A 21,131-nucleotide genomic window follows, 5' to 3' on the forward strand; every position below is an offset into this window, starting at 1 on the left:
ATAACAGCATGAGCGCCGTACTTCCCCCCATCCACAGCCCTGCGGGCGAGGGCCACGAACATGCGCATGAGCACGAGCATGGACACGGGCATGACGACCATCACCACCACGCCACGCCCACGGGCTGGCGGCGCTGGATGTTCGCCACCAACCACAAGGACATCGGCACGCTGTATCTGCTGTTCTCGTTCACCATGCTGATGGTGGGCGGGGTGCTGGCGCTGCTGATCCGCGCCGAGCTGTTCCAGCCCGGGCTGCAGATCGTCAACCCCGAGCTGTTCAACCAGCTGACCACCATGCACGGCCTGATCATGGTGTTCGGCGCCATCATGCCGGCCTTCGTGGGCTTTGCGAACTGGATGCTGCCGCTGCAGATCGGTGCCTCCGACATGGCCTTCGCGCGCATGAACAACTTCAGCTTCTGGCTGCTGATTCCGGCCGGCCTGATGCTGGTGGGCTCGTTCTTCATGCCAGGCGGCGCCCCCGCCGCAGGCTGGACGCTGTATGCGCCGCTGACGCTGCAGATGGGCCCGTCCATGGACACCTCCATCCTGGCCATGCACATCATGGGCGCCAGCTCCATCATGGGCGCCATCAACATCATCGTCACCGTGCTCAACATGCGCGCGCCCGGCATGACGCTGATGAAGATGCCCATGTTCGCCTGGACCTGGCTGATCACCGCCTACCTGCTGATCGCCGTCATGCCCGTGCTGGCCGGCGCCATCACCATGACGCTGACGGACCGCCATTTCGGCACCAGCTTCTTCAATCCCGCAGGCGGCGGCGACCCGGTGATGTACCAGCACATCTTCTGGTTCTTCGGCCACCCCGAGGTCTACATCATGATCTTGCCGGCCTTCGGCATCATCAGCCAGATCGTGCCGGCCTTCAGCCGCAAGAAGCTGTTCGGCTATGCATCCATGGTGTATGCGACCTCGTCCATCGCCATCCTGTCCTTCATCGTGTGGGCGCACCACATGTTCACCACCGGCATGCCCGTGACCGGCCAGCTGTTCTTCATGTACGCCACCATGCTGATCTCCGTGCCCACGGCCGTGAAGATCTTCAACTGGGTGGCCACCATGTGGCGCGGCTCCATGACCTTCGAGACGCCCATGCTGTTCTCGGTGGGCTTCATCTTCGTGTTCACCATGGGCGGCTTCACGGGCCTGATCCTGTCGATGGCGCCCATCGACATCCAGCTGCAGGACACCTATTACGTGGTGGCCCACTTCCACTACGTGCTGGTGGCCGGATCGCTGTTCTCCATGTTCGCGGCCTACTACTACTGGGCGCCCAAGTGGACCGGCGTGATGTATTCGGAGACGCGCGGCCAGATCCACTTCTGGGGCTCGCTGATCTTCTTCAACGTCACCTTCTTCCCCATGCACTTCCTGGGCCTGGCCGGCATGCCGCGCCGCTATGCCGACTACCCCATGCAGTTCGCCGACTTCAACATGGTGGCCTCGCTGGGCGCGCTGGGCTTCGGCCTGATGCAGGTGTACTTCTTCCTCTTCGTCGTCGTGCCCGCCATGCGCGGCAAGGGCGAGAAGGCGCCGCAAAAGCCCTGGGAGGCTGCAGAAGGCCTGGAGTGGGAAGTGCCCTCGCCGGCGCCGTTCCATACCTTCGAGACGCCGCCCAAGCTGGATGCGACGGCGACCCGCGTCATAGGCTGATACAGCAAGGGAAAGACACATGGACGCACAGCAACGAAAAGCCAACCTGCGGCTGGCGCTGATCCTGGTATCGGTGGCGCTGGTCTTTCTGGCCGGCTTCGTGGTCAAGATCACCGTGCTCCATTGAGGGCCGGCAACAGGAGGGACGTCCGTGAGCGTGCGCAGTGAAAACGCGAAGATGGTGGGCAAGCTGGCCGTGGTGGCGCTGGGCATGTTTGCCTTCGGCTACGTGCTGATACCCATCTACAAGCACATCTGCGAGCTCACGGGCATCAACATCCTGTCGCTGTCCGAGCGCCAGGTGCCGGGCAACGGCACGGCCGGGCGCGATGTGAAGCTGCCCGCCAACTCGCAGGTGGACAAGAGCCGCACCATTACCGTGGAGTTCGACGCCAATGCGCGCGGGCCCTGGGACTTCAAGCCGGCGCAGCGCTCCATCCAGGTCCATCCGGGCGAGCTGGCCACGGTCATGTACGAGTTCCAGAATGTGCAGGACCGCCGCATGGCGGCGCAGGCGATACCGAGCTATGCGCCACGCCAGGCGGCCGCGCATTTCAACAAGCTGGAGTGCTTTTGCTTTTCGCAGTACACGCTGGAGCCTGGAGAGAAGCGTGAATGGCCGGTGGCCTTCGTGATCGATCCGCGCATCTCCAAGGATGTGACCACGATCACGCTGTCCTATACCTTCTTCGAGGTGGGCGGCAAAACGCCGGCCGCACCCACGGGCGAGGCGCCGGTGGCGGCAGGGCCGAAGCAGGAGCCCGCCTCATGAATGCGCCGCAGCCACGGGAGCCGCGCCGCCCGCCCAGCGTGTGGCGCACGGTGCGCGCCGTGGCCTGGTCGCTCTTCGGCGTGCGCAAGGGAAGCGAGTACCAGCAGGACGGGGAGCGCATCACGCCGCTGCATGTGATTGCAGTGGGGCTGGCGGCCATCTTCGTGCTGGTGCTGGGGTTGATCGCGCTGGTCAAGCTCGTGGTCTGAGCGGCGCGGCCATCGGGGACAGAGAGTGATACACGGGAAACAGAGAACCAAGAATTTCAGGAGCTGAGCAATGAGTGCAACCACCCACGGCAAAACGCCTTACTACTACGTGCCGGCAGAGTCCAGCCACCCCGTCATGGCGGCGACGGGGCTGTTCTTCGTGATCCTGGGCGCAGGCAACTGGATCAACGGGCATGAATGGGGCATGTACAGCCTGGGCCTTGGCCTGGTCTGGTGGCTGGCCGTGCTCTTTTTCTGGTTCCGGGAAGCCGCGCATGAAAGCGAGTCGGGCAAGTACGGGCGCAAGATCGACCTGTCCTTCCGCTGGAGCATGAGCTGGTTCATCTTCTCCGAGGTGATGTTCTTCGGCGCCTTCTTCACCGCCCTGTGGTGGGCGCGCTCGCATTCGGTGCCCGCGCTGGGCAGCCTGGACAACGCCCTGCTGTGGCCCGACTTCAAGGCCGTCTGGCCCAGCATGGCGGCCGGTGCCACGGCCTCGCCGGCCAACAGCGTCGAGCCCTTCCAGACCGTGGGCCCGTTCTGGCTGCCCACCATCAACACGGCGCTGCTGCTGACCTCGGGCGTGACGCTGACCATTGCCCACCATGCGCTGCAGGCCGGCCACCGCGCCCGCACCATCGCCTTCATGTGGATGACGGTGGTCCTGGGCTTCGTCTTCCTGTGCGTGCAGGGCTACGAGTACTACCACCTGTACACCGAGCTGAACCTCAAGCTGTCCTCGGGCGTGTTCGGCTCGACCTTCTTCCTTCTCACGGGATTCCACGGCTTCCACGTCTTCGTGGGCATGCTGATGCTGTTCTTCATCACCATGCGCCTGCATGCGGGGCACTTCACGTCCGAGCGGCATTTCGGCTTCGAGGGCGCGGCCTGGTACTGGCACTTCGTGGACGTGGTCTGGCTGTTCCTCTACGTCCTTGTGTACTGGATGTGAGGGCCAGTCCGCCCCATGCAAAAAGAAGCGCCTGGGCGCTTCTTTTTGTTTGCGGGGCAGGGGGCTTGTCTATTGCCCGGCGGTCCAGCCGGTGGGATGGATGTAGCCCAGCTTGGCGGCCAGCAGCACGCACAGGAACAACGCGATGGACAGGCCCACGCGCAGCGCCAGTGCGCGGAACATGGCGCGGCTGCGGCGCCTGTCGTCGCCCGGACCCTCCTGGTCTTCGGGATTGCGGCGCATCATGAAGAACAAGGCGCTGCCCAGACTGGCGACAATGGCCAGCAGGGCGAGAACGATCACGAATTTCATGGGTGGATTATCCGGTGCGTGTTTCCAGAATGCCAGACCGCTGGCGGTTTGTACTGATCACCTTGGCCGCGCTGGTCGGCGTGGCCATCACGCTGTCCCTGGGCCGCTGGCAACTGCAGCGCGCGGCCTACAAGCAGCAATTGTTCGATGCCGTGCAGCGCCAGCAGGACCTGCCGCCGTTGGACAACGCGCAGCTGGCACCCATGCAGCCCGGTGCTGCCATGAACCCCGAGGCGGCACCCTGGCTGCACCGGCCCGTGCGACTGCAGGGCCACTGGATTGCCGGGCAGTCGCTGTACCTGGACAACCGCCAGATGCAGGGCCAGCCGGGCTTCTTCGTGCTCACGCCGCTGCGGCTGGCCGCGCCGCATGAGGATGTGGTGATTGCCGTGCAGCGCGGCTGGGTGCCGCGCAATTTCCTGGACCGCGCGGCCTTGCCCGAGGTACAGACGCCCGAAGGCCTGGTCACCGTCCAGGGGCGCATGGAGGCCGCGCCGTCCCGGCTCTACGAATTCGGCCGGGCAGGGGCAGACCCTGATGGGCAAAAGTCGCGCATCCGACAGAATGTGGACATTGCCGAATGGGCCGTGGCCTCCGGGCTGCCGCTGCGCGAATGGAGCCTGCTGCAGACCGGCGAAGCCAGCGAAGGCCTGCGGCGCGACTGGCCCGTTGTGACGGCCGGTGTCGAGAAACACCATGGCTATGCGTTCCAATGGTTTGGACTCGCGGCCCTGATCACGCTTTTGTATGTCTGGTTCCAAATCGTCCGACGCTTTGTCCGCCCGCGCCATGCCCGCTCCTGAGACTCCCCTGGAGATGACCGTCCATGGCCTGCCGCCCTTGCAGCCGGGCTTGGCTGGCGCGCAACGCACGCGCAGCGGCCGCTGGAAGATGCTGGCCGTGTTCGCGGTCTGTGCCGCGCCCGTGGTGGCCTCCTACCTCACCTACTACGTGCTGCGGCCCGGCCAGCAGCGCAGCTTTGGCGAGCTGATCGCGGCCCAGCCGGCCCTGCCTTCGGCCACGGCCACCACGCTGGACGGTGCGCCCCTGCCGCTGCAGTCGCTCAAGGGCCAGTGGCTGCTGCTCAGCGTGGCGGGCGGTGCCTGCGGCAGCGCCTGCGAAAGCCATCTCTATCTGCAGCGCCAGCTGCGCGAAACACTGGGCCGTGAAAAGGACCGGTTGGACAGGGTCTGGCTCATCTCCGACGACGCAGCCGTGCCCGCGCACCTGCGCCCCGCGCTGGCCCAGGCCACGGTGCTGCGCGTGCCCGAGGCCGTGCTGCGCGGCTGGCTGCAGCCGGCGGCCGGCCAGGCGCTGCAGGACCACCTGTATGTGGTGGACCCGCAGGGCCACTGGATGATGCGCATGCCCGCCGGCCTGGGCATGGCCGATGCCGGCAAGGCCAAGCGCGACCTGGACCGGTTGCTGCGTGCCTCGGCTTCCTGGGACACGGCAGGGCGTCCGGGCGACGGCGGGTAGGGCTGGCCAGTAGACAGGCAGGCAGGCAGGCAGGCAGGCAGGCCCCGCAGCCCCGGGGTCTTGCGGTTATGGGTTATGGTTTGCGGCTGTGCGAAAGCTCCTTCAGCGGACGCTTTCGCCTTTCCCCTTTCCAGCCCGGGCCGGCGCGCAGCCTTTGCGGCCACGCAGCCTGCGGCAACTACCTTGTTGAGGAAGCATGAACAAACGGACAGCGCTGCGCGTTCTGGGCTTGACCGCCATGGCATGGGGCGCCCTGGCGCTGAGCGGGTGCTCGCGCGAGGCAAAGACCAGTTTCCAGGGCGTCGATGTCACGGGCGCCGAATACGCCAAGGACATTCCCCTGCGCGATGTGGACGGCAGGCAGCGCAGCCTCAAGGACTTTGCGGGCAAGGTCGTCGTGGTCTTCTTCGGCTACACGCAATGCCCCGATGTCTGCCCCACCACCCTGCAGGAGCTGGTCGAGGTCAAGCAGCAGCTGGGCGCTGATGGCGACAAGCTGCAGGGCGTCTTCGTCACCCTGGACCCCGAGCGCGACACGCCCGAGGTGCTCAAGGCCTACCTGGGCAATTTCGACCCCGGCTTCGTCGGCCTGCACGGCACGCCGGACGAGACCGCCGCCGTCGCCAAGGACTTCAAGCTGTTCTACAAGAAAGTGCCCGGCAAGACCGAAGGCAGCTACACGCTGGACCATTCGGCCGGCAGCTATGTCTATGACACGGCCGGCCGCCTGCGCGTGTATGAGCGATACGGCGGCGGCCCGCAGGTGCTGGGTGCCGACGTCAAGGCCTTGCTGCAGGAAAAACGCTCCTGATCCTGCGCGCGCCGCAGCCAATGTGACCCCCGTCACATTGGCTGCGTTTAGGTGCGCTGCAGCGCACCATCCCTGATGTGCATCGCCTCAGGACTGCTTAGAGTGGGCCCCGCCTGGGGATGTCATGCCGACGCCCCGCCCATCTCCGAGAGACCTGATCCATGCGGCGAAACGTGTACGTCACCCAGCGTGAGTACCCTCTGAGCGAAGGAGAGACGCTTCTTTCCGTCACCGACCTGAAGGGGCGCATCGTCTATGCCAACGATGCCTTCATCCGCGTCAGCGGCTTCGAGGCCGCCGAGCTCTACGGCAAGGCCCACAGCATCGTGCGCCATCCCGACATGCCGGCCGCCGCCTTTGCCGACATGTGGTCCACCATCCAGCGCGGGCTGCCCTGGAGCGCCCTGGTCAAGAACCGGCGCAAGAACGGCGATCATTATTGGGTGCGTGCCAACGCCAGTCCCATACGCCATGCGGGCGCCGTGGTCGGCTACCTGTCCGTGCGCACCCGGCCCGAGCCGCGCGAGGTGCAGCAGCATGCGGCGCTCTATGAACAGATCAATGCCGGCGTGCGCTCGCTTGGCCTGCACCGGGGCTTTCCCGTGGGGCGCGGCGCCGTGGGCGCGCTGCAGCGGTGGTGGCGCTTTCGGCCACTGGCCTGGCGCGTGCAGGCCGTGGTGGCCGGCCTGTGGCTGCTGGGGTCGGCCGGGTTGTGGTCACCCGTGCTGCAGCCATCGGCCGTGCCGCTGGCCGAGGTCTGGCCGGCCTGGCTGATCTGGAGCCTGGCCTGCGTGGCGTCCGGGCAGTGGCTGCGCAGCCGTCTGCTCATGCCCCTGGCGGCACTGCGTGGCCAGGCCCAGGCCGTGGCCAGCGGGCAGCAGACCGATGCACTGTTCCTGCAGCGCACGGACGAGATCGGTGCCATCGGCAGCGCCGTGCGGCAGACCGGGCTCAACCTGGTCTCCCTGGTCGGCGACATCCAGGGCAAGAGCGACCAGGTGCGCCGCTGCGCGCTGGCCGTGCAGCAGGGCAGCACCGAACTGAGCGATCGCACCGAGGCCGCGGCCGCAAGCCTGGAGCAATCGGCCCAGGCCATGCAGGCCCTGGCCGGCGCCATCGAGCGCAGCAGCGCCCAGGCCGGCGAGGCCGCCGCCCGCGCGCGGCACGGCGTGGACATGGCAGGGCAGAGCAGCCGCATGGTCGTGCAACTGGACCAGGGCATGCGCGGCGTGGCCCAGACCAGCGACCAGGTGGGGCAGATCAGCTCGCTCATCGACGGCATTGCCTTCCAGACCAACCTGCTGGCGCTCAACGCCGCCGTGGAAGCCGCACGCGCCGGGGAACACGGCAAGGGCTTTGCCGTGGTGGCCGACGAGGTGCGCGGCCTGTCCCAGCGCAGCGCCCACGCCGCGCGCCAGATCAAGGCATTGATCGAGGCATCGCAGCAGCAGGTGGCGCAAAGCTGCGCCATGGCGCGCGAAGTGGGCGAGGCCATGCAGGCTGTGCAGGCCGATATGCGCGAGCAACTGGTGCTGGCCGAAGGCATGCAGGCCGCCAGCCAGGCCCAGGCCGGCGGCGTGCAGCAGGTGCAGGCCGCCGTGCAGCAGCTCGAACAGATGACCCAGCACAATGCCGCTCTGGCGCGCGACACCATCGGGCACGCACAGCTGCTGGCCGCACAGGCGCAGGCGCTGGAGGCTGCGGCATCGGTATTTCACGGCAGCGGGGCGTCCGCATGATGGCGCCGGGCTGGAGCATGGATGCCGGCGACTCCGCAGCTCCGGGCGAGGCGCTGGACGAAGACCTCAAGCGCGTGGCAATGGAGGCCGCGCCCGACGGCATCCTGCTCGTGGACCGCGGCGGCCGCATCCTGCTGGCCAATCCCGCCATACAGGCCATGAGCGGTTATGGCACCGCCGAATTGCTGGGCCACCCGCTGCAGATGCTGCTGCCGGCCGAGGCGCACGCGGCCCACGGGCCGCAACTGCAGTCCTACTTTGCCCAGCCCGCGCGCCGGCCCATGGGCCAGGGGCGCGATCTGTGGCTGCTGCGCAAGGACGGCAAGCGCCTGTCCGTGGACATCGCCCTGGGCCACTCGCCGCACGGCGGCGGTGTGGCCGTGGCCTTTGTGCGGGACCTGTCGCAGCTGCGCCAGATGGAGGCCTGCATGCACTACCATGCCACCCACGATACCCTGACCGGCCTGCTCAACCGCTGGCAGTTCGGGCTGCAGCTGGAGCAGGCGATCTCGCAGGCGCAGGCACAGGCGGGCTCGGGTGCCGGCCCCGCGTCCTTTGCGCTGCTGCTGCTCGACCTCGACAACTTCAAGGCCATCAACGACGGCTATGGCCATGACGTGGGCGACCAGGTACTCAAGGAGGTGGCGCGCCGCCTGCAGGCTGCGCTGGGCGGCTCGGCCACGCTGGCGCGCATGGGCGGTGACGAGTTCACCGCCCTGCTGCAGCCCTGCAACGAGCCCGATCTGCGCCAGCGCATAGACGCGCTGCTGCACGAGCTGTGCCGGCCCTGCACCATAGGCCACTACGCGCTGAACTTCGGCGCCAGCGTGGGCGCAGCCTTCTATCCGCAGGACGCGGGCGATGCGGCCACCCTCATGCGCTATGCCGACATGGCCATGTACGACGCCAAGCAGCGCGGCCGTGCCTCCTATGCGCGCTACGCCAGCGCCATGGGCGAGGCCATGGCCGAGAAAGTGCTGCTGCACGAACGCCTCAAGCGTGCCCTGGACCGGGGTCTGCTGAGCCTGCACTTCCAGCCCCAGGTACAGGTGCTGGGCGGCCAGGTCCAGGGCGTGGAAGCCCTGCTGCGCTGGAACGACGAGCAGATGGGCTGGGTCTCGCCCGAACGCTTCGTGCCCGTGGCCGAATCCACGGGCCTGATCCTGGCCCTGGGTGAGTGGGTGATCGATGCTGCCTGCCGCCAGGCCGGCGACTGGCTGCGCGCAGGCATGCCGCTGCGCGTGGCGGTCAACCTCTCGGCCCAGCAACTGCGCCAGGCCGACCTGCAGCAGCGCCTCATGGCCAGCCTGGCCCGGCATGGCGTGCCGCCGCACCTGCTGGAGCTGGAAGTCACCGAGTCCGCCGCCATGACCGACCCGCTGCAGGCGCGCGAGCTGCTGGGCAGCCTGCTGGCGGCCGGCGTCTGCGTGGTGCTGGACGACTTCGGCACCGGCTACTCCTCGCTGGCCCACCTGCGCGATCTGCCCGTCTCGCGCGTGAAGATCGACCGCACCTTCATCGGCCCCATGCTCGACAGCCCGGCCGACGCCAAGATCGTCAAGGCCGTGATCGCGCTGGCCCGCACCCTGGGCCTGCAGGTGGTCGCCGAAGGCGTGGAAACGGCCGAGCAACTGCGCCTGCTGCGCATCCTGGACTGCGACGCCTACCAGGGCTGGCTGTTCGCCCGCGCCATGCCGGCAGAGCAGATTCCAGCACTGATCCACAGGCCCGTGGCGACGCTGTTGGCGCAGCAGGCGGGGGTGGCCTAGGGTGTGAACAGACCCTGGTTCAGGCCTGCCTTTGGATGTGCCTGCGCGCAGCGCGCAACAGATGATTCACGGCGTGCAGCATGAGGTCATCCCTGTCGTCGCCGTTCACCCGCTGGAGGATTCCGACGACACGGTCCAGGTCCGAAGACATTCTGGGCAATACCACAGACTCCATGTCTGGCAGGGGCTCGCTGTCCATGTGGCCATAGGCCGTGTCGTAGTAGCTGCGCAGCAAATCGAGCGCAGCATGCACGTCCGGATACTGGCACCGCTGCGCGTGCACTTCCAGCACGGCCAGCGCCGCTTCCATATGGCACAGCGCATCGGACGCCAGGTCCTCGGCGTTGAACGCAGGCTGCGGGGGGCTGCCTGCACATGCCTGGCGGGCAGGCGCCGATATGCCATCATCCGACATGGTTTCGTTCCTCCTGAAAGGGCGCGAATCAGCAGATCCGTGTGTTTGAGCGATACGGATCTTGCAAGCGGGCTCGCCAGTGGCTGCTGTCGAGTGTGAATGAATAGTACATCAAAAGGCTAGTCTTTGATAGCCTTTTTCAATCCTTCATGGGAAATCCCGATTTCGCGAACCGTCTGGCGGACGCTCGAAGCCGCCTGCACCTGACCCAGGTCGAGCTGGCTGCAGCCAGCGACATTGCGGCGACGCAGATCAGCCGTTACGAGACCAGGAGAGCGAAGCCGCGCCCGGATGTTGCCAAGCGCCTGGCTGCCGCGCTCGCTGTGGACCTGGAGTGGTTGCTCAGCGGAACAGGGGTGCCGGAGAATGAAAAAACGCCCGGTGGGGGCGAGCCTGCGTCAAATCTGGTCTTGCGAGCCACCGCGGATACGGCAAGGCGATGGGGGGAAATCATTTCCCGAACGGGACTGGCTCCAGAGTCGCTGTTTCGCCGGATGGTGCTTGAATTCGAGGCGCAGACAGAGGCCAGGTACGGAGAGCTTCTTCACCGTATCGAGCGGTTGGAGCAGGCATTGGGCGGTGGGAAGAAAAAGGATGGAAAAGACTAGTCTTTTCTATTGTGGATCGTGATGGCCGAGGCGAAAGGCCTGCGCTGTCGTAACCGCTTGCAGCGCCCCGATCTGAAACAAGGGGGCAACAGGCCAGACAGGCTTTTGTAGAGGCTTTCGCGAGAAAGTCCGGTGTCGCGAGCGAACTGAGTCATGCCGCACCGCGCGCGCGTGCGATGTCGCCCAGAGCCGCAGCAATGTCCTGCGCCTGGCTGGACTTGTCTGCGCCGCCAAGCATCACGATCAGAACATGATCGCGTTGGAGGTAGTACATACGCTAGCCTGGCCCGAAAAAAGGAGCCTGGTATGGGTGTTCAGCCTCCCATCCTCTGGTACTCCAAATCCCTCACGCCTCCCCCACTGATCCTCAGCAACACCGCAGGCTGCAGCACGCAATGCCATCGGTCCGGCCGCTCCAGTGCGCCGAGCTGCACCAGGCGCACCAGGCTGCGCGCGATGGTCTCGCGCGTGGTGGCCAGCAGGGCGGCCAGTGCGCCCTGGCTGGGCAGGCGCACCAGCAGGCTCGACTGCAGCGACGCCAGCTGCATGAGCGTGGCGGCCAGCTGGCGCAGCACGCCGGGGATGCGCACGATGCGTGCCCATTCGGCCAGCAGGGCGTTGTTGTGGGTGTAGCTGGTGGCCAGTGCGCGCACGAAGTCGGCATCGACCAGGCCGCGGCGTGTGATGGTGGGGATGTCCACGCAGCAGATGCGGCCGGGGCCCAGCGCCTCGAAGTGCATGGCCGAGGGCTGCTGCAGCCAGCCCGGGCTGCCCAGCGCATGGCCGTTGCCGAACAGTGCCACGGGCCGTGCCACGCCGTCGGCGCCCTGGCGCATGGCCAGTACGAAGCCGATCTTGATCACCTGGAATTCATGGGCGACGCTGCCCTGCGCCTGAAGCCTGTGCCCCTTGGCCAGGCCGCGTTCCCGGATATGCGGCAGCCATTGACGGAATGCGGGCTCGGGCAATTGGCCCAGCAGGCAATGGGACGAACGCATGCATTCGCTGCAGCGAACCGCTGAAGGCGTGGAGGACGACGATGGCATGGCACGCAGGCTAGGATGCGCCGCAGCCTGGGCGGGCAGAAAGCCACCCAGGGCACCGGCAATGGACCCGGGCGGCGCGCCCCGGGAGAAGCCGTGCAGGCTAGCGGGCTATGCCGTTGAATGCAACGTGATGTAACGCGTTTCGTGCGGGATGGCGGCCATCTGCCGCTGTTCCTTGACCTGGGTCAGACGGCTGCGGTGCTGTCGGCGTTGTTGGCGCTGCTGTCACTGCTGCCGCTGCCGTCACTGCTGTCACTGCCGTGGGTGCGGGCCGCCTCGCGCATGCGTGCCAGTTCGCGTGCGGGCAGCGGGATGTCGCCGCCGGCGACCTTCATCAGCAGGCAGTGCAGCATTTCGGTGGACAGGCCGTGCAGCACCAGGCGGTGGCCGGCGCGCAGGGTGGACAGGGGCACCAGCGGGTGCTTGTTGTTGAGCATGACCAGGTGCTCGGGCGAGGCGAGGATCTTGGCCGCATAGATGGCCACGGTTTCGTCCAGCTGCAGCGAGTTGCTGGCGCGCCAGAAGTCGTTGTCGGTCAGCAGCAGCTGGTAGACGGGCGTGTAGACCTCGATGGCGCTTTGCAGGTCCAGCAGGTTCAGGCGGCCGCGCGGCATGTCCTCCAGGCGCAGGGGCGGGTTGCGCAGCATGGCGAAGTCGGGCTCGGCCACGGGCTGCAGTTCCTGGCCTGCGGCGCGCAGGGCGTTGTTCAGGCGGATGACGAAGTTGAACAGGTTCAGGTCGTGCCTGAGGAACAGGTCGTCCTTGATGTCGTCGATGCCGCCCGGCTCCAGCGGCGTGGTGGCCACGGGCGTGGGCGCGTTGGCCGCGACAAAGGCCAGGATCTGCGAGCCCAGGTGGAAATGGCGCAGGATGAGCCAGTTGGCCTCGGGCGAGACGAAGCGGTTCATGCTGAAGGCCAGCAGCCGGTGCAGCAGCCTGGAGTGCGCCCAGTTGCGCGGCAGCAGCACCTTGAGGACCTGGATGAGCACGATGCTGGTGCGTGCCAGCGGGCGCAGGAAGGGCAGCAGGTACTGGCGCGAGCCGCTGCTGCAGTCACGCAGCCAGGCGGCCTTGACGTCGTCGGGCAGCGGCGTGCTCTGGTCCAGGTACAGCGCGCGCCAGGGGCTGGGGTCGCGCTCGTCGTGGGGCGGTTCGATGAAGTCTGGGGGTTGCATCAGTGCTCCTCGGGCAGGACATGCTCGAACTGCATCAGGTACAGCCCCGCCGTGTGGCGCGCGGTACGCACGATGGCCTGCGCCGCCGTGCCGCCGTTACCGCCTGTGTCGTCCAGCGCCATCACCATCTGCACGGCCATGAGCCAGCGCTCCAGGTGGTGTTCGTCGTTGGCGCCGTGGTATTCCAGGAAGCGGAAGGCATCGGGCGGCAGCGGCAGGCTGGCGCGCAGCAGCGGCAGCAGTCTGGGCACGATGCGCTGGCCCGTGCCTTCGATGATGTAGATGGCGCCCAGCAGGCCGACCGGATTGGGCGTGGCGGCCAGGCCGTGCAGGTAGGCGTTGAGCGCCTCGCCGCCGGGGTTGCGGCGCAGGCGTGTGAGGTCGGTCTCGGTGCCGCCGGCCTTGAGGTAGTCCTCGTGCAGGATGCGGAAGTCGTTCTGCTCCTCGCCCGCATGCACGTCGATCAGTGCGGCCAGCGCCGCGTGTTCGCCGGTCAGCGAGGCCGCGCCCTCGCGCATCCACAGGCTGCCCTCGCGCACCTGGGGAACCCAGTGGCTCATCCAGCGCACGTAGTCGGCGGTCTGCAGCCTGCCTGTGCGTATGCGCTGCAGCAGCGGCGTGCGCCACACGCGCGAGCGATAGTCCTGCCAGAGGCTGGCCAGCTCGGTCAGCAGCGGCGCCAGCGCGGCCGGCGCCTGGTCCGGGTCATGGGGCGGGGCGATGGTGGAGGCATCGGGCAGCAGGTCCGGAGCAGCGGGAGCTTCGGCGGTGGCACTGCGTGCTGCGGCCGTGGCCCGGGTGGCGGTGGGAGCCTGGGCCGCATCCTCCACTTCCAGCAGCATGTAGCCGGCCGTGAAGCGGCCCGATTCGGGAATGAAGCACAGCACGGTGTCGCCGTGCTTCAGGCGCGCCGATTGCGTGCGCAGGAACTCGGACAGCATCACGAAGATGGAGGCCGCGCCCGTGTTGCCGCGCCAGGCCAGGTTGCTCCACCAGCGCTCGCGCGGGATGCCGAGCTGGGCCTTGCCCAGCAACTCATCGACCACGGGGATGAAGCGCTCGGACGAGTAGTGGCACAGGAAATGGTCGATGCCGCGCCCGGGCACCCAGCCCGTGTGGGCCAGGTGGGCGTATTCGTGGATGCAGACATCGAACAGGTGCGGCAGCAGGCGGATGTCCTGGCGCAGCGACAGCGCGCCTGCGGCCTCGGCATCGCCCCAGGCGGCAAAGTCCAGGTGGCTGGTGGCACGGTCGGGCGTCAGGCCCAGCTGCATGCAGACCGGGTAGTCGCCGGCAAAGCTGCGCAGGTGCGTCCAGCGCAGCTTCAGGCGCAGGCCGGGTGCATGGGGCAGGGCCTGCGGGCCGCCCAGCAGCACGGCGCCTGCGCCATCGGACAGCATCCAGCGCAGGAAGTGGGCGTCGAAATCCGTGTCGTATCCCTGGGCCGCGAAGCGCGAGCGCTTGAACAGGCGCGAGGGCATTTCGCTGGCCACGGCCAGGGCCAGCGAGTCGGGCGCGCGGTCCACGGCCTGGGCCGCTGCCTGCAGCGCGCCCACGCTGGCGGCGCAGACGCCGTGCACGGACAGGGTCTCCATGGGCGGCGCGGCCATCTCTCCCTGGATCATGTTGGCAAAGCCGGGCATGAGGGCATCGCCGCCCGAGGAGCCGCTGGCCAGGAAGCCGACATCGCCCAGCGCACGCCCGGCCTGTACCAGACAGTCATGGATGGCCTGGGCGGCCATGGCCGTGTTGCTGTGGACGGTGCGGCCTTCGGCGTCTATGGCGTAGTGGCGCTGGACAATGCCGTTCTCGGCCAGGATGCGGCGCTTGAGGCGCTCGGACAGGCGGTTGAGCGGCGCCACGTAGGCATCCATGCCTGCGTTGTCCACGGGTTCACCGGGCAGGAACATGCCTGCGGCATGCAGATAGACATTGGAATAGGCGACGGGCATGGGTTCAGGGTCGTATCAGTCGTATGTTCCGGAAGGCATTTGCGCACGCGTGCGCGCCGGCGGCCAGACCGTGCCGAGCACGAAGACGCGGGCCATGTAGGGTAGCAGTCCGCCTTCGTTGAGCGCAGGGGCCACGCGCTGGCGGTAGTGTTCGCTGTGCAGGCGCGTGAGCTCGGACCAGTGGGCCTGGGGCCGCTCGTGGTGGGCCGTGTGCAGGCCGATGTTGAACAGCAGCGGATTGACCCAGCCCTCGAAGTTGCGCGCGTAGTTCAGTGGCGTGGCGCTGTCCATCCGCTGGCCGCGCGTCAGCGGCCGGCCATCGGCATGGGCGTGCTGCAGATAGTTGGTGGCCAGCAGCCAGTGCAGGCCATGCAGCTGGGGAACGATCACCAGCAGCAAGGCCTTTTGCCAATCCAGCGACAGCAGCAGCGCCCAGCTGCCCAGCCACAGCAGATACTGGCCCATGCAGTAGCGGAAGGCGCCGGGCCAGTGCCGGCGCAGTTGTCCCAGCCAGCGCAGGAACAGCGGGTACAGCACCCAGCCGGCCTGCAGCGGGTGGAGCAGGTAGCCCAGCAGATGGTTGTGGTCGCCGCCGAAGCGGTAGGTGCGTGCCATGTCGCGCGGGCCATGGCGGAAGCGGTGGTGGTTGGCCACATGGGCGGGCCAGAACACAAAGGTCGGGTGGCCCTGCAGCAGGGTCAGCCAGTAGTCCGTGAAGCGATTGGTCCAGCGCCCGCGCCACATGCGCAAATGCGTGTGGTTGTGGTGGATGACGCCCACGCCCAGCGTGAGGAACAGTTCGATCCCGTAGAGCCACAGGTTCCAGCCATGCCGCCACTGCCACCACACGATCAGCGGCAGCGCCACCAGATAGGCCAGCGACTGCAGGTCGCGCCAGTGGCGCAGCCGGGGCAGCCGTGGCTGGATGTGGCGGGCGGTCGGTCGGCTCATTCAGTCCTGGGCCGGGCCGTGGGGGGCAGTGCCACGCGCGTGCGCATCAGCCGGTCCATGAAGGCCAGCGCAAAGCCGTAGTTGCCATTGGGCCGGGCATGGTGCAGATGGTGGCGCCGGCTGGCGGCCAGCGCATGCGTGTCGGACACCCCGGGGAAGAAGTCGTAGTTGGAGTGGCCTATGACGTTGAGCAGCAGGCTGAGTACCGGCACCGAGGCCAGCGACCAGAAACTGAAGTCATGCACCACCATGGGCAGCAGGATGACGTTGCCCAGCATCAGCGCCTCGACGGGATGAAAGCTGTAGGTGGACCACGGCGTGGTGACGATGGAGCGGTGGTGGTCACCATGAAAGCGCCCCAGCAGCCGCGTGTGCAGCAGGCGGTGGTTGATCCAGAAATGCACATCGTTCCAGATCAGCAGCACCACGATTTCGATGGCGATGCGCCAGGGGCCTGCATCGGGCTCCAGCCGCGCCCAGCCCAGTTGCAGAAGGCCCCAGGGCACGATCATGCCGATGCCGAAGATCAGCACCGAATGCAGCGACTGGCGCCATTCGCGGCGCAACTGGTCGGGCTTGAGCGGGCGCGTGTCCAGCACGCGGCCCGTGCCGCGCCGCTGCAGCCAGCGCGTGAGCGCCGTCATGCCCCAGCCGCCGGCCGTGTACAGCACGCCGAAGAAGAGCAGGCCCCAGGCCATGACCTGCCAGGCGTTGAGTTCGGTGAAGGCTTGGGCAGCGGTCATGGCAGTGTGATCGAGCACGTCATTGCGCGTGGATTCCCTGTTCGCGGATGATGCGGCCCAGTGCCGTCACGTCCTGGCGTATGCGCAGGGCCAGGCCCTCGGGCGAGCTGCCGACAGCCTGCCAGCCCTGGGCGGCCAGGCGTGCACGCATCTCGGGCGAGCGCACGATCTCGCCCACCGCCTCGGCCAGCTTTTGTACATGGGCCGCAGGCATGGCCTTGGGCGCGGCCACGGCGTTCCAGATCTCCAGATCGAAATCCCCCACGCCCAGCTCCTTGAGGCTGGGCAGTCCCGGCGCCAGCGGGCTGCGCGCGGCCGAGGTCACGGCCACGCCGCGCAGCTTGCCGGCCTGCACCTGGGCCATGGCCAGTGCGGGCGGCAGCATGGACAGCTGCAGGTCGCCCCCCTGGATGGCGTTGAACACCTGCGGATAGCCGGGGTAGGGGATGTGTTCGGGCCTGAGCGCGGAGCGGCTCTTGAGCAGCTCCATGCCCAGGTGGCCCACCGTGCCCACGCCTGGGGAACCGTAGCTCCAGCGGCTGCCAGCCTGGGCAGCGGCCTCCAGGAAGGCGCGGCCCTCGGGCGCGCCGGCCGGAGCCACCAGCACCAGGGGCGCCACGCCGATCAGGCTGACGGGCTGCAGATCCTTCACAGGGTCGTAGCGCACAGCGGGGTTGAGCAGGCGGGCAATCGTCAGGTTGCCGTTGATCATCACGCTGAAGGTATGGCCGTCGCGCGCACGGGCCACCTGCTCGCCCGCGATGTTGCCGCCTGCGCCCACCCTGTTCTCGACGATGACGGGCTGGCCCAGGCGCTTTTCCAGCGGCTCGGCCAGGGCGCGCGCCGTGAGGTCGGGGGAGGAGCCGGCGGGAAAGCCGACGATCAGGTGCAGCGGCTTGCTGGGCCAGTCGTCGCCCGCCACGGCAGCGCAAGGCAGCAGGGCCGAGGCCAGGGCTGTGGCCAAGGCATTGGCGAAGAGGCGGCGTAATGGCGAGATGGCGCTGGCGGGCATGGGGGCGTGTGGGCCGCAAAGGCTGCGGGCAATAAAAAACCCGGAGATTATCCGGGTTTGTCTTGAAGCGGCTTGTCAGCCCAGGCCGTCAGGCCATCAGGCGAATTCGGCCAGGGCCTTCTTCATCTTCTTCATGGCAGCCACCTCGATCTGGCGGATGCGCTCGGCGCTCACGCCGTAGACGGCGGCCAGCTCATGCAGCGTCATGCCGCCCGAGCCGTCGTCGTTGACCTTGAGCCAGCGCTCCTCGACGATGCGGCGGCTGCGGTCATCCAGCGACTCCAGCGCCATGGCAATGCCGTCGGTGGCCAGATGGTCACGCTGGCGCGACTCGATCATGGCCGTGGGTTCGTGTGCGCCATCGGCCAGGTAGGCGATGGGGCCGAAGGCCTGTTCGCCATCGTCGCCGGGCGAGGGATCCAGCAGCACGTCGCCACCGGCCAGGCGCGTTTCCATCTCCATGACTTCTTCGCGCTTGACGTTGAGCTTCTCGGCCACGGCGTCGATCTCGCCCGAGGTCAGCGTATCGCGCAGCATGGCGCCGTCCTCGGCCATGGCGGCGTCGGACTTCAGGCCCTGCTTCATGGAGCGCAGGTTGAAGAACAGCTTGCGCTGGGCCTTGGTCGTGGCGACCTTGACCATGCGCCAGTTCTTGAGGATGTACTCGTGGATCTCGGCCTTGATCCAGTGCATGGCGTAGCTCACCAGGCGCACGTTCTGATCGGGGTCGAAGCGCTTGACAGCCTTCATCAGGCCCACGTTGCCTTCCTGGATCAGGTCGCCGTGCGGCAGGCCGTAACCCAGGTACTGGCGCGAGATGGAAACCACCAGGCGCAGATGGGACATCACCAGACGCCCTGCGGCGTCCAGATCGCTGTGTTCTTTGAGCTTGCGGGCATAGTCCTGCTCTTCCTCGAGGGTGAGCATGGGCAGGCGGTTGACCGCGGAAATGTAGGCATCCAGATTGCCCAGAGGCGGCACCAGGGCCCAGGGGTTAGCGGGTGCCAAGGTGGTCGCAATGGAGCCGGAGGCGTTTGTCATTGCAGAGTTCCTTTCTTCCATTCCTTCATATTAGCACTCGTTATGACCGAGTGCTAAAGCCAAAGTTCCGTGGGTTTTTCAGACGGTTGCACTCATTTTTGGAGTGCCAAAAGTCGTTTGTGCCTAGTCTGAGCGATTTTTGGAAACCCTGCTTGCCAGCGGTGGGCGCATATTGCCGGGAGAGCATTACAGTTTTTCCAGCAGGCTTTCAATCTGCCGGCCCAGTTGCAGCAGGCCGGCTGCAGCTTCGCCGCTGGATACCACCGTGCCGGGCTTGCCGCAACCGTAATCCACCAGGCCCTGCGGGCCGCGCCCGGCAACTGTTCTCCAGCATCTGGGATGCTTGAGCGGCCGAGCTGCCTCGCGGGTCTCGCGGCCTGACGGCGCTGCATCGCCTGTGGCTTGCCGCCCGGCCTTCAGCAGGCCTGTGACAGCTGCTCCAGGATCGCCGGGTTCTCCAGGGTGGAGGTGTCCTGCACGATGGGCTCGCCGCGTGCAATGCTGCGCAGCAATCGCCGCATGATCTTGCCGCTGCGGGTCTTGGGCAGGTTGTCCCCGAACCGGATGTCCCTGGGCTTGGCGATCGGCCCGATCTCCTTGGCCACCCACTCCCGCAGCAGCCTGGCGATGTCGGCCGCCTCGGCGCCGCTGGGCCGCGAACGCTTGAGGACGACGAAGGCGCATATGGCCTCTCCCGTCGTGTCGTCGGGCCGGCCCACGACGGCGGCCTCCGCCACCAGGTCGGTCATGGCCACCAGGGCGGACTCGATCTCCATCGTGCCCATGCGGTGGCCGCTGACGTTCAGCACATCGTCGATGCGGCCGGTGATGGTGAAGTAGCCGGTGCGCGCATCGCGGACCGCGCCGTCTCCCGCCAGGTAGTAGCGGCCCTTGAACTCTTCGGGAAAGTAGCTGGCGACAAACCGCTCGGGATGGCCCCAGATGTTCCTGATCATGGAGGGCCAGGGGCGCTTGATCACCAGGATGCCGCTGTCGCCCCAGGGCAGCTCGTTGCCGGCCTCGTCCACCACGGCGGCGGCAATGCCCGGGAAGGGCAGCGTGCAGGAGCCCGGCACCAGTTCCGTGGCGCCGGGCAGCGGCGTGATCATGTGCCCGCCCGTCTCCGTCTGCCAGAACGTATCGACGATGGGGCAGCGGCCCCCGCCCACCTGCTCGTGGTACCAGTGCCAGGCGGCGGGATTGATCGGCTCGCCCACGGACCCCAGGATGCGCAGGCTGCCCAGGTCGTAGCGCGCGGGATGCACCTGCGCATCGGCGTCGGCGGCCTTGATCAGCGAGCGAATGGCCGTGGGCGCCGTGTAGAAGACCGTCACCCCGTGGGCCTCGATCATTTTCCAGAAGCGTCCCGCGTCCGGGTAGGTGGGCACGCCCTCGAACACCACCTGGGTGGCGCCCAGCGCCAGCGGGCCGTAGGCGATATAGGTATGGCCGGTCACCCATCCGATGTCCGCCGTACACCAGAAGACATCGGAGGGCTGGAGGTCGAAGGTCCAGGCGCAGGTCACGGCGGCATGCAGCAGATAGCCTCCCGTGGCGTGCTGGACGCCCTTGGGGGTTCCGGTGGAGCCCGAGGTGTAGAGCAGGAACAGCGGATGCTCGGCCTGCACCCATTCCGGTTCGCAGACATCGCTCCGGGCTGCGGTGATTTCGTCGAGCCACAGGTCCCGGGGCTGGTGCATGGCGATGGCGCCGCCCGTGCGCCGTGCCACCAGCACGTGGCGGACCTGCTCGCAGCCGGGCTGGGCCAGGGCCTCGTCCACGATGCTCTTGAGGGGCAATTGCCGTCCTCCCCGCACTTGCTGGTCTGCCGTGATGACGGCGCAGGCCCCCGTGTCCGCGATGCGGTCGCGCAGCGCCGTGGCGGAGAAGCCGCCGAACACCACGCAGTGAATGGCGCCTATGCGTGCGCAGGCCTGCATGGCGGCCACGCCGTCGATCGACATGGCCATGTAGATGACGACGCGGTCGCCCTTGCCGACACCCAGGCTGCGCAGGGCGTTGGCCAGGCGATTGACCCGCACAAGAAGCTGCGCATAGGTCACCTGCGTCACCGCGCCGTCATCGGCTTCGAAGATGAGGGCCGTGCGCTCGCCAAGCCCCCGCTGGATGTTGCGCTCCAGGCAGTTCCAGCTGGCGTTGAGCGTGCCGTCATTGAACCATTCGTAGAACGGGGCGCGGCTTTCATCGAGCACGCGTGTGAACGGGCGCTTCCACGCGACGAACTCGCGTGCGAGCCGGCCCCAGAACGCCTGCGGGTCGGCGTCCGCCTCCGCGACGAGCCGGTCGTAGGCGGCGCGCCCGCTCACGCGCGCATTGCGGGCCAGCTCTGCAGATGGGGGATAGGAAGGTGCAAGGGACGGTGCAAGGTCTTGGCTCATGGTGGTTGTCTCCTGGGTCTAGAAATCAAGGGGGTCACGAAACCGGCGCAGAGCCTCAGTCGCAAAG

At 67.3% G+C, this 21,131-nt stretch carries 21 protein-coding genes and 1 pseudogene; 11 read left to right on the forward strand and 11 right to left on the reverse strand.

The window, feature by feature from the left end; genetic code table 11:
- Positions 1 to 8 precede the first annotated feature (8 nt).
- From ctaD to A9976_RS11465, 5 genes are all read left to right on the forward strand, one after another.
- Positions 9 to 1,679: a cytochrome c oxidase subunit I gene (gene ctaD / locus A9976_RS11450; protein WP_160851933.1), complete on the forward strand. Its 1,671-nt coding sequence runs from the start codon at positions 9 to 11 to the stop codon at positions 1,677 to 1,679.
- Positions 1,680 to 1,698: 19 nt separating this feature from the next.
- The gene (locus tag A9976_RS31180) at positions 1,699 to 1,806 is read left to right on the forward strand and encodes a cytochrome oxidase small assembly protein (protein WP_220808608.1); all 108 of its coding nucleotides are present in this window, start codon (positions 1,699 to 1,701) and stop codon (positions 1,804 to 1,806) included.
- 24 nt (positions 1,807 to 1,830) lie between these two features.
- Complete coding sequence (locus A9976_RS11455; protein WP_183019104.1) at positions 1,831 to 2,451, forward strand: cytochrome c oxidase assembly protein; 621 nt, start codon at positions 1,831 to 1,833, stop codon at positions 2,449 to 2,451.
- Positions 2,448 to 2,660 (forward strand): DUF2970 domain-containing protein, encoded by a 213-nt coding sequence (locus tag A9976_RS11460; protein WP_183019105.1) that lies wholly within the window; start codon positions 2,448 to 2,450, stop codon positions 2,658 to 2,660. The genes A9976_RS11455 and A9976_RS11460 overlap by 4 nt, the downstream gene beginning before the upstream one ends.
- A 70-nt stretch (positions 2,661 to 2,730) precedes the next feature.
- The gene (locus A9976_RS11465; protein ID WP_183019106.1) at positions 2,731 to 3,612 is read left to right on the forward strand and encodes a cytochrome c oxidase subunit 3; all 882 of its coding nucleotides are present in this window, start codon (positions 2,731 to 2,733) and stop codon (positions 3,610 to 3,612) included.
- Between the two features lie 69 nt (positions 3,613 to 3,681).
- Here A9976_RS11465 and A9976_RS11470 read toward each other — a convergent pair whose 3' ends face one another.
- Positions 3,682 to 3,924, reverse strand: coding sequence for a twin transmembrane helix small protein (locus tag A9976_RS11470; protein ID WP_034390667.1), 243 nt, complete (start codon positions 3,922 to 3,924; stop codon positions 3,682 to 3,684).
- Positions 3,925 to 3,953: 29 nt separating this feature from the next.
- Between A9976_RS11470 and A9976_RS11475 the strand changes: the two genes are divergently transcribed.
- The 5 genes from A9976_RS11475 to A9976_RS11495 all read left to right on the forward strand — a co-directional run bounded on the left by A9976_RS11475 (position 3,954) and on the right by A9976_RS11495 (position 9,722).
- The gene (locus tag A9976_RS11475) at positions 3,954 to 4,727 is read left to right on the forward strand and encodes an SURF1 family protein (protein WP_183019107.1); all 774 of its coding nucleotides are present in this window, start codon (positions 3,954 to 3,956) and stop codon (positions 4,725 to 4,727) included.
- The gene (locus A9976_RS11480; protein ID WP_183019108.1) at positions 4,714 to 5,403 is read left to right on the forward strand and encodes a hypothetical protein; all 690 of its coding nucleotides are present in this window, start codon (positions 4,714 to 4,716) and stop codon (positions 5,401 to 5,403) included. Before A9976_RS11475 ends, A9976_RS11480 begins: the two co-directional genes overlap by 14 nt.
- A 196-nt stretch (positions 5,404 to 5,599) precedes the next feature.
- Positions 5,600 to 6,214 carry an SCO family protein gene (locus tag A9976_RS11485; protein WP_183019109.1) on the forward strand — a complete coding sequence of 205 codons (615 nt, stop codon included), beginning with the start codon at positions 5,600 to 5,602 and terminating at the stop codon, positions 6,212 to 6,214.
- A gap of 161 nt (positions 6,215 to 6,375) precedes the next feature.
- Positions 6,376 to 7,953, forward strand: a complete 1,578-nt coding sequence (locus A9976_RS11490; protein WP_183019110.1) for a PAS domain-containing methyl-accepting chemotaxis protein — start codon at positions 6,376 to 6,378, stop codon at positions 7,951 to 7,953.
- Entirely contained in the window at positions 7,950 to 9,722 is a 1,773-nt protein-coding gene (locus tag A9976_RS11495; protein WP_183019111.1) for a bifunctional diguanylate cyclase/phosphodiesterase, read from the forward strand. Before A9976_RS11490 ends, A9976_RS11495 begins: the two co-directional genes overlap by 4 nt.
- 19 nt (positions 9,723 to 9,741) lie before the next feature.
- Here the strand turns inward: A9976_RS11495 and A9976_RS11500 are convergent, their stop codons facing one another.
- A complete protein-coding gene (locus tag A9976_RS11500; RefSeq protein ID WP_183019112.1) occupies positions 9,742 to 10,137 on the reverse strand; it encodes a hypothetical protein in 396 nt (131 codons plus the stop codon).
- Positions 10,138 to 10,286: 149 nt separating this feature from the next.
- Between A9976_RS11500 and A9976_RS11505 the strand changes: the two genes are divergently transcribed.
- Positions 10,287 to 10,745 carry a helix-turn-helix domain-containing protein gene (locus A9976_RS11505; protein WP_183019113.1) on the forward strand — a complete coding sequence of 153 codons (459 nt, stop codon included), beginning with the start codon at positions 10,287 to 10,289 and terminating at the stop codon, positions 10,743 to 10,745.
- Here the strand turns inward: A9976_RS11505 and A9976_RS31390 are convergent.
- From A9976_RS31390 to acs, 9 genes and pseudogenes are all read right to left on the reverse strand, one after another.
- Positions 10,742 to 10,953, reverse strand: a pseudogene (locus tag A9976_RS31390) (DNA-binding protein); the annotation flags it as partial. The gene A9976_RS11505 and the pseudogene A9976_RS31390 sit on opposite strands and share 4 nt — an antisense overlap.
- A gap of 106 nt (positions 10,954 to 11,059) precedes the next feature.
- Positions 11,060 to 11,743 (reverse strand): Crp/Fnr family transcriptional regulator, encoded by a 684-nt coding sequence (locus A9976_RS11510; RefSeq protein ID WP_183019114.1) that lies wholly within the window; start codon positions 11,741 to 11,743, stop codon positions 11,060 to 11,062.
- A gap of 233 nt (positions 11,744 to 11,976) precedes the next feature.
- Positions 11,977 to 12,966, reverse strand: a complete 990-nt coding sequence (locus A9976_RS11515) for a DUF6999 family protein (protein ID WP_183019115.1) — start codon at positions 12,964 to 12,966, stop codon at positions 11,977 to 11,979.
- The gene (locus A9976_RS11520) at positions 12,966 to 14,918 is read right to left on the reverse strand and encodes a 3-oxoacyl-[acyl-carrier-protein] synthase III C-terminal domain-containing protein (RefSeq protein WP_183019116.1); all 1,953 of its coding nucleotides are present in this window, start codon (positions 14,916 to 14,918) and stop codon (positions 12,966 to 12,968) included. The genes A9976_RS11515 and A9976_RS11520 overlap by 1 nt, the downstream gene beginning before the upstream one ends.
- A gap of 15 nt (positions 14,919 to 14,933) precedes the next feature.
- A complete protein-coding gene (locus A9976_RS11525; RefSeq protein WP_183019117.1) occupies positions 14,934 to 15,869 on the reverse strand; it encodes a fatty acid desaturase in 936 nt (311 codons plus the stop codon).
- Positions 15,866 to 16,612: a sterol desaturase family protein gene (locus tag A9976_RS11530; protein ID WP_183019118.1), complete on the reverse strand. Its 747-nt coding sequence runs from the start codon at positions 16,610 to 16,612 to the stop codon at positions 15,866 to 15,868. Before A9976_RS11530 ends, A9976_RS11525 begins: the two co-directional genes overlap by 4 nt.
- 19 nt (positions 16,613 to 16,631) lie before the next feature.
- A complete protein-coding gene (locus A9976_RS11535; protein WP_183019119.1) occupies positions 16,632 to 17,624 on the reverse strand; it encodes a tripartite tricarboxylate transporter substrate binding protein in 993 nt (330 codons plus the stop codon).
- A 96-nt stretch (positions 17,625 to 17,720) separates the two neighbouring features.
- The gene (gene rpoH, locus A9976_RS11540; RefSeq protein ID WP_183019120.1) at positions 17,721 to 18,665 is read right to left on the reverse strand and encodes an RNA polymerase sigma factor RpoH; all 945 of its coding nucleotides are present in this window, start codon (positions 18,663 to 18,665) and stop codon (positions 17,721 to 17,723) included.
- A gap of 416 nt (positions 18,666 to 19,081) precedes the next feature.
- Complete coding sequence (gene acs, locus A9976_RS11545; protein WP_183019121.1) at positions 19,082 to 21,064, reverse strand: acetate--CoA ligase; 1,983 nt, start codon at positions 21,062 to 21,064, stop codon at positions 19,082 to 19,084.
- Positions 21,065 to 21,131 lie beyond the last annotated feature (67 nt).

The sequence above is a fragment of the Delftia sp. UME58 genome (assembly GCF_014170385.1).
Classification (GTDB): domain Bacteria; phylum Pseudomonadota; class Gammaproteobacteria; order Burkholderiales; family Burkholderiaceae_C; genus Comamonas; species Comamonas acidovorans.

Bases quoted from the DNA above. Each gene is read 5' to 3' on its own strand.
- A9976_RS11475 (WP_183019107.1), top strand. From the start codon at position 3,954: ATGCCAGACCGCTGGCGGTTTGTACTGATCACCTTGGCCGCGCTGGTC.
- A9976_RS11470 (WP_034390667.1), bottom strand. From the start codon at position 3,924: ATGAAATTCGTGATCGTTCTCGCCCTGCTGGCCATTGTCGCCAGTCTG.
- A9976_RS31180 (WP_220808608.1), top strand. From the start codon at position 1,699: ATGGACGCACAGCAACGAAAAGCCAACCTGCGGCTGGCGCTGATCCTG.
- A9976_RS11515 (WP_183019115.1), bottom strand. From the start codon at position 12,966: ATGCAACCCCCAGACTTCATCGAACCGCCCCACGACGAGCGCGACCCC.
- A9976_RS11520 (WP_183019116.1), bottom strand. From the start codon at position 14,918: ATGCCCGTCGCCTATTCCAATGTCTATCTGCATGCCGCAGGCATGTTC.
- ctaD (WP_160851933.1), top strand. From the start codon at position 9: ATGAGCGCCGTACTTCCCCCCATCCACAGCCCTGCGGGCGAGGGCCAC.
- A9976_RS11525 (WP_183019117.1), bottom strand. From the start codon at position 15,869: ATGAGCCGACCGACCGCCCGCCACATCCAGCCACGGCTGCCCCGGCTG.
- A9976_RS11490 (WP_183019110.1), top strand. From the start codon at position 6,376: ATGCGGCGAAACGTGTACGTCACCCAGCGTGAGTACCCTCTGAGCGAA.
- A9976_RS11485 (WP_183019109.1), top strand. From the start codon at position 5,600: ATGAACAAACGGACAGCGCTGCGCGTTCTGGGCTTGACCGCCATGGCA.
- A9976_RS11495 (WP_183019111.1), top strand. From the start codon at position 7,950: ATGATGGCGCCGGGCTGGAGCATGGATGCCGGCGACTCCGCAGCTCCG.
- A9976_RS11505 (WP_183019113.1), top strand. From the start codon at position 10,287: ATGGGAAATCCCGATTTCGCGAACCGTCTGGCGGACGCTCGAAGCCGC.
- A9976_RS11465 (WP_183019106.1), top strand. From the start codon at position 2,731: ATGAGTGCAACCACCCACGGCAAAACGCCTTACTACTACGTGCCGGCA.
- acs (WP_183019121.1), bottom strand. From the start codon at position 21,064: ATGAGCCAAGACCTTGCACCGTCCCTTGCACCTTCCTATCCCCCATCT.
- A9976_RS11500 (WP_183019112.1), bottom strand. From the start codon at position 10,137: ATGTCGGATGATGGCATATCGGCGCCTGCCCGCCAGGCATGTGCAGGC.
- A9976_RS11510 (WP_183019114.1), bottom strand. From the start codon at position 11,743: ATGCGTTCGTCCCATTGCCTGCTGGGCCAATTGCCCGAGCCCGCATTC.
- A9976_RS11480 (WP_183019108.1), top strand. From the start codon at position 4,714: ATGCCCGCTCCTGAGACTCCCCTGGAGATGACCGTCCATGGCCTGCCG.
- A9976_RS11530 (WP_183019118.1), bottom strand. From the start codon at position 16,612: ATGACCGCTGCCCAAGCCTTCACCGAACTCAACGCCTGGCAGGTCATG.
- rpoH (WP_183019120.1), bottom strand. From the start codon at position 18,665: ATGACAAACGCCTCCGGCTCCATTGCGACCACCTTGGCACCCGCTAAC.
- A9976_RS11460 (WP_183019105.1), top strand. From the start codon at position 2,448: ATGAATGCGCCGCAGCCACGGGAGCCGCGCCGCCCGCCCAGCGTGTGG.
- A9976_RS11535 (WP_183019119.1), bottom strand. From the start codon at position 17,624: ATGCCCGCCAGCGCCATCTCGCCATTACGCCGCCTCTTCGCCAATGCC.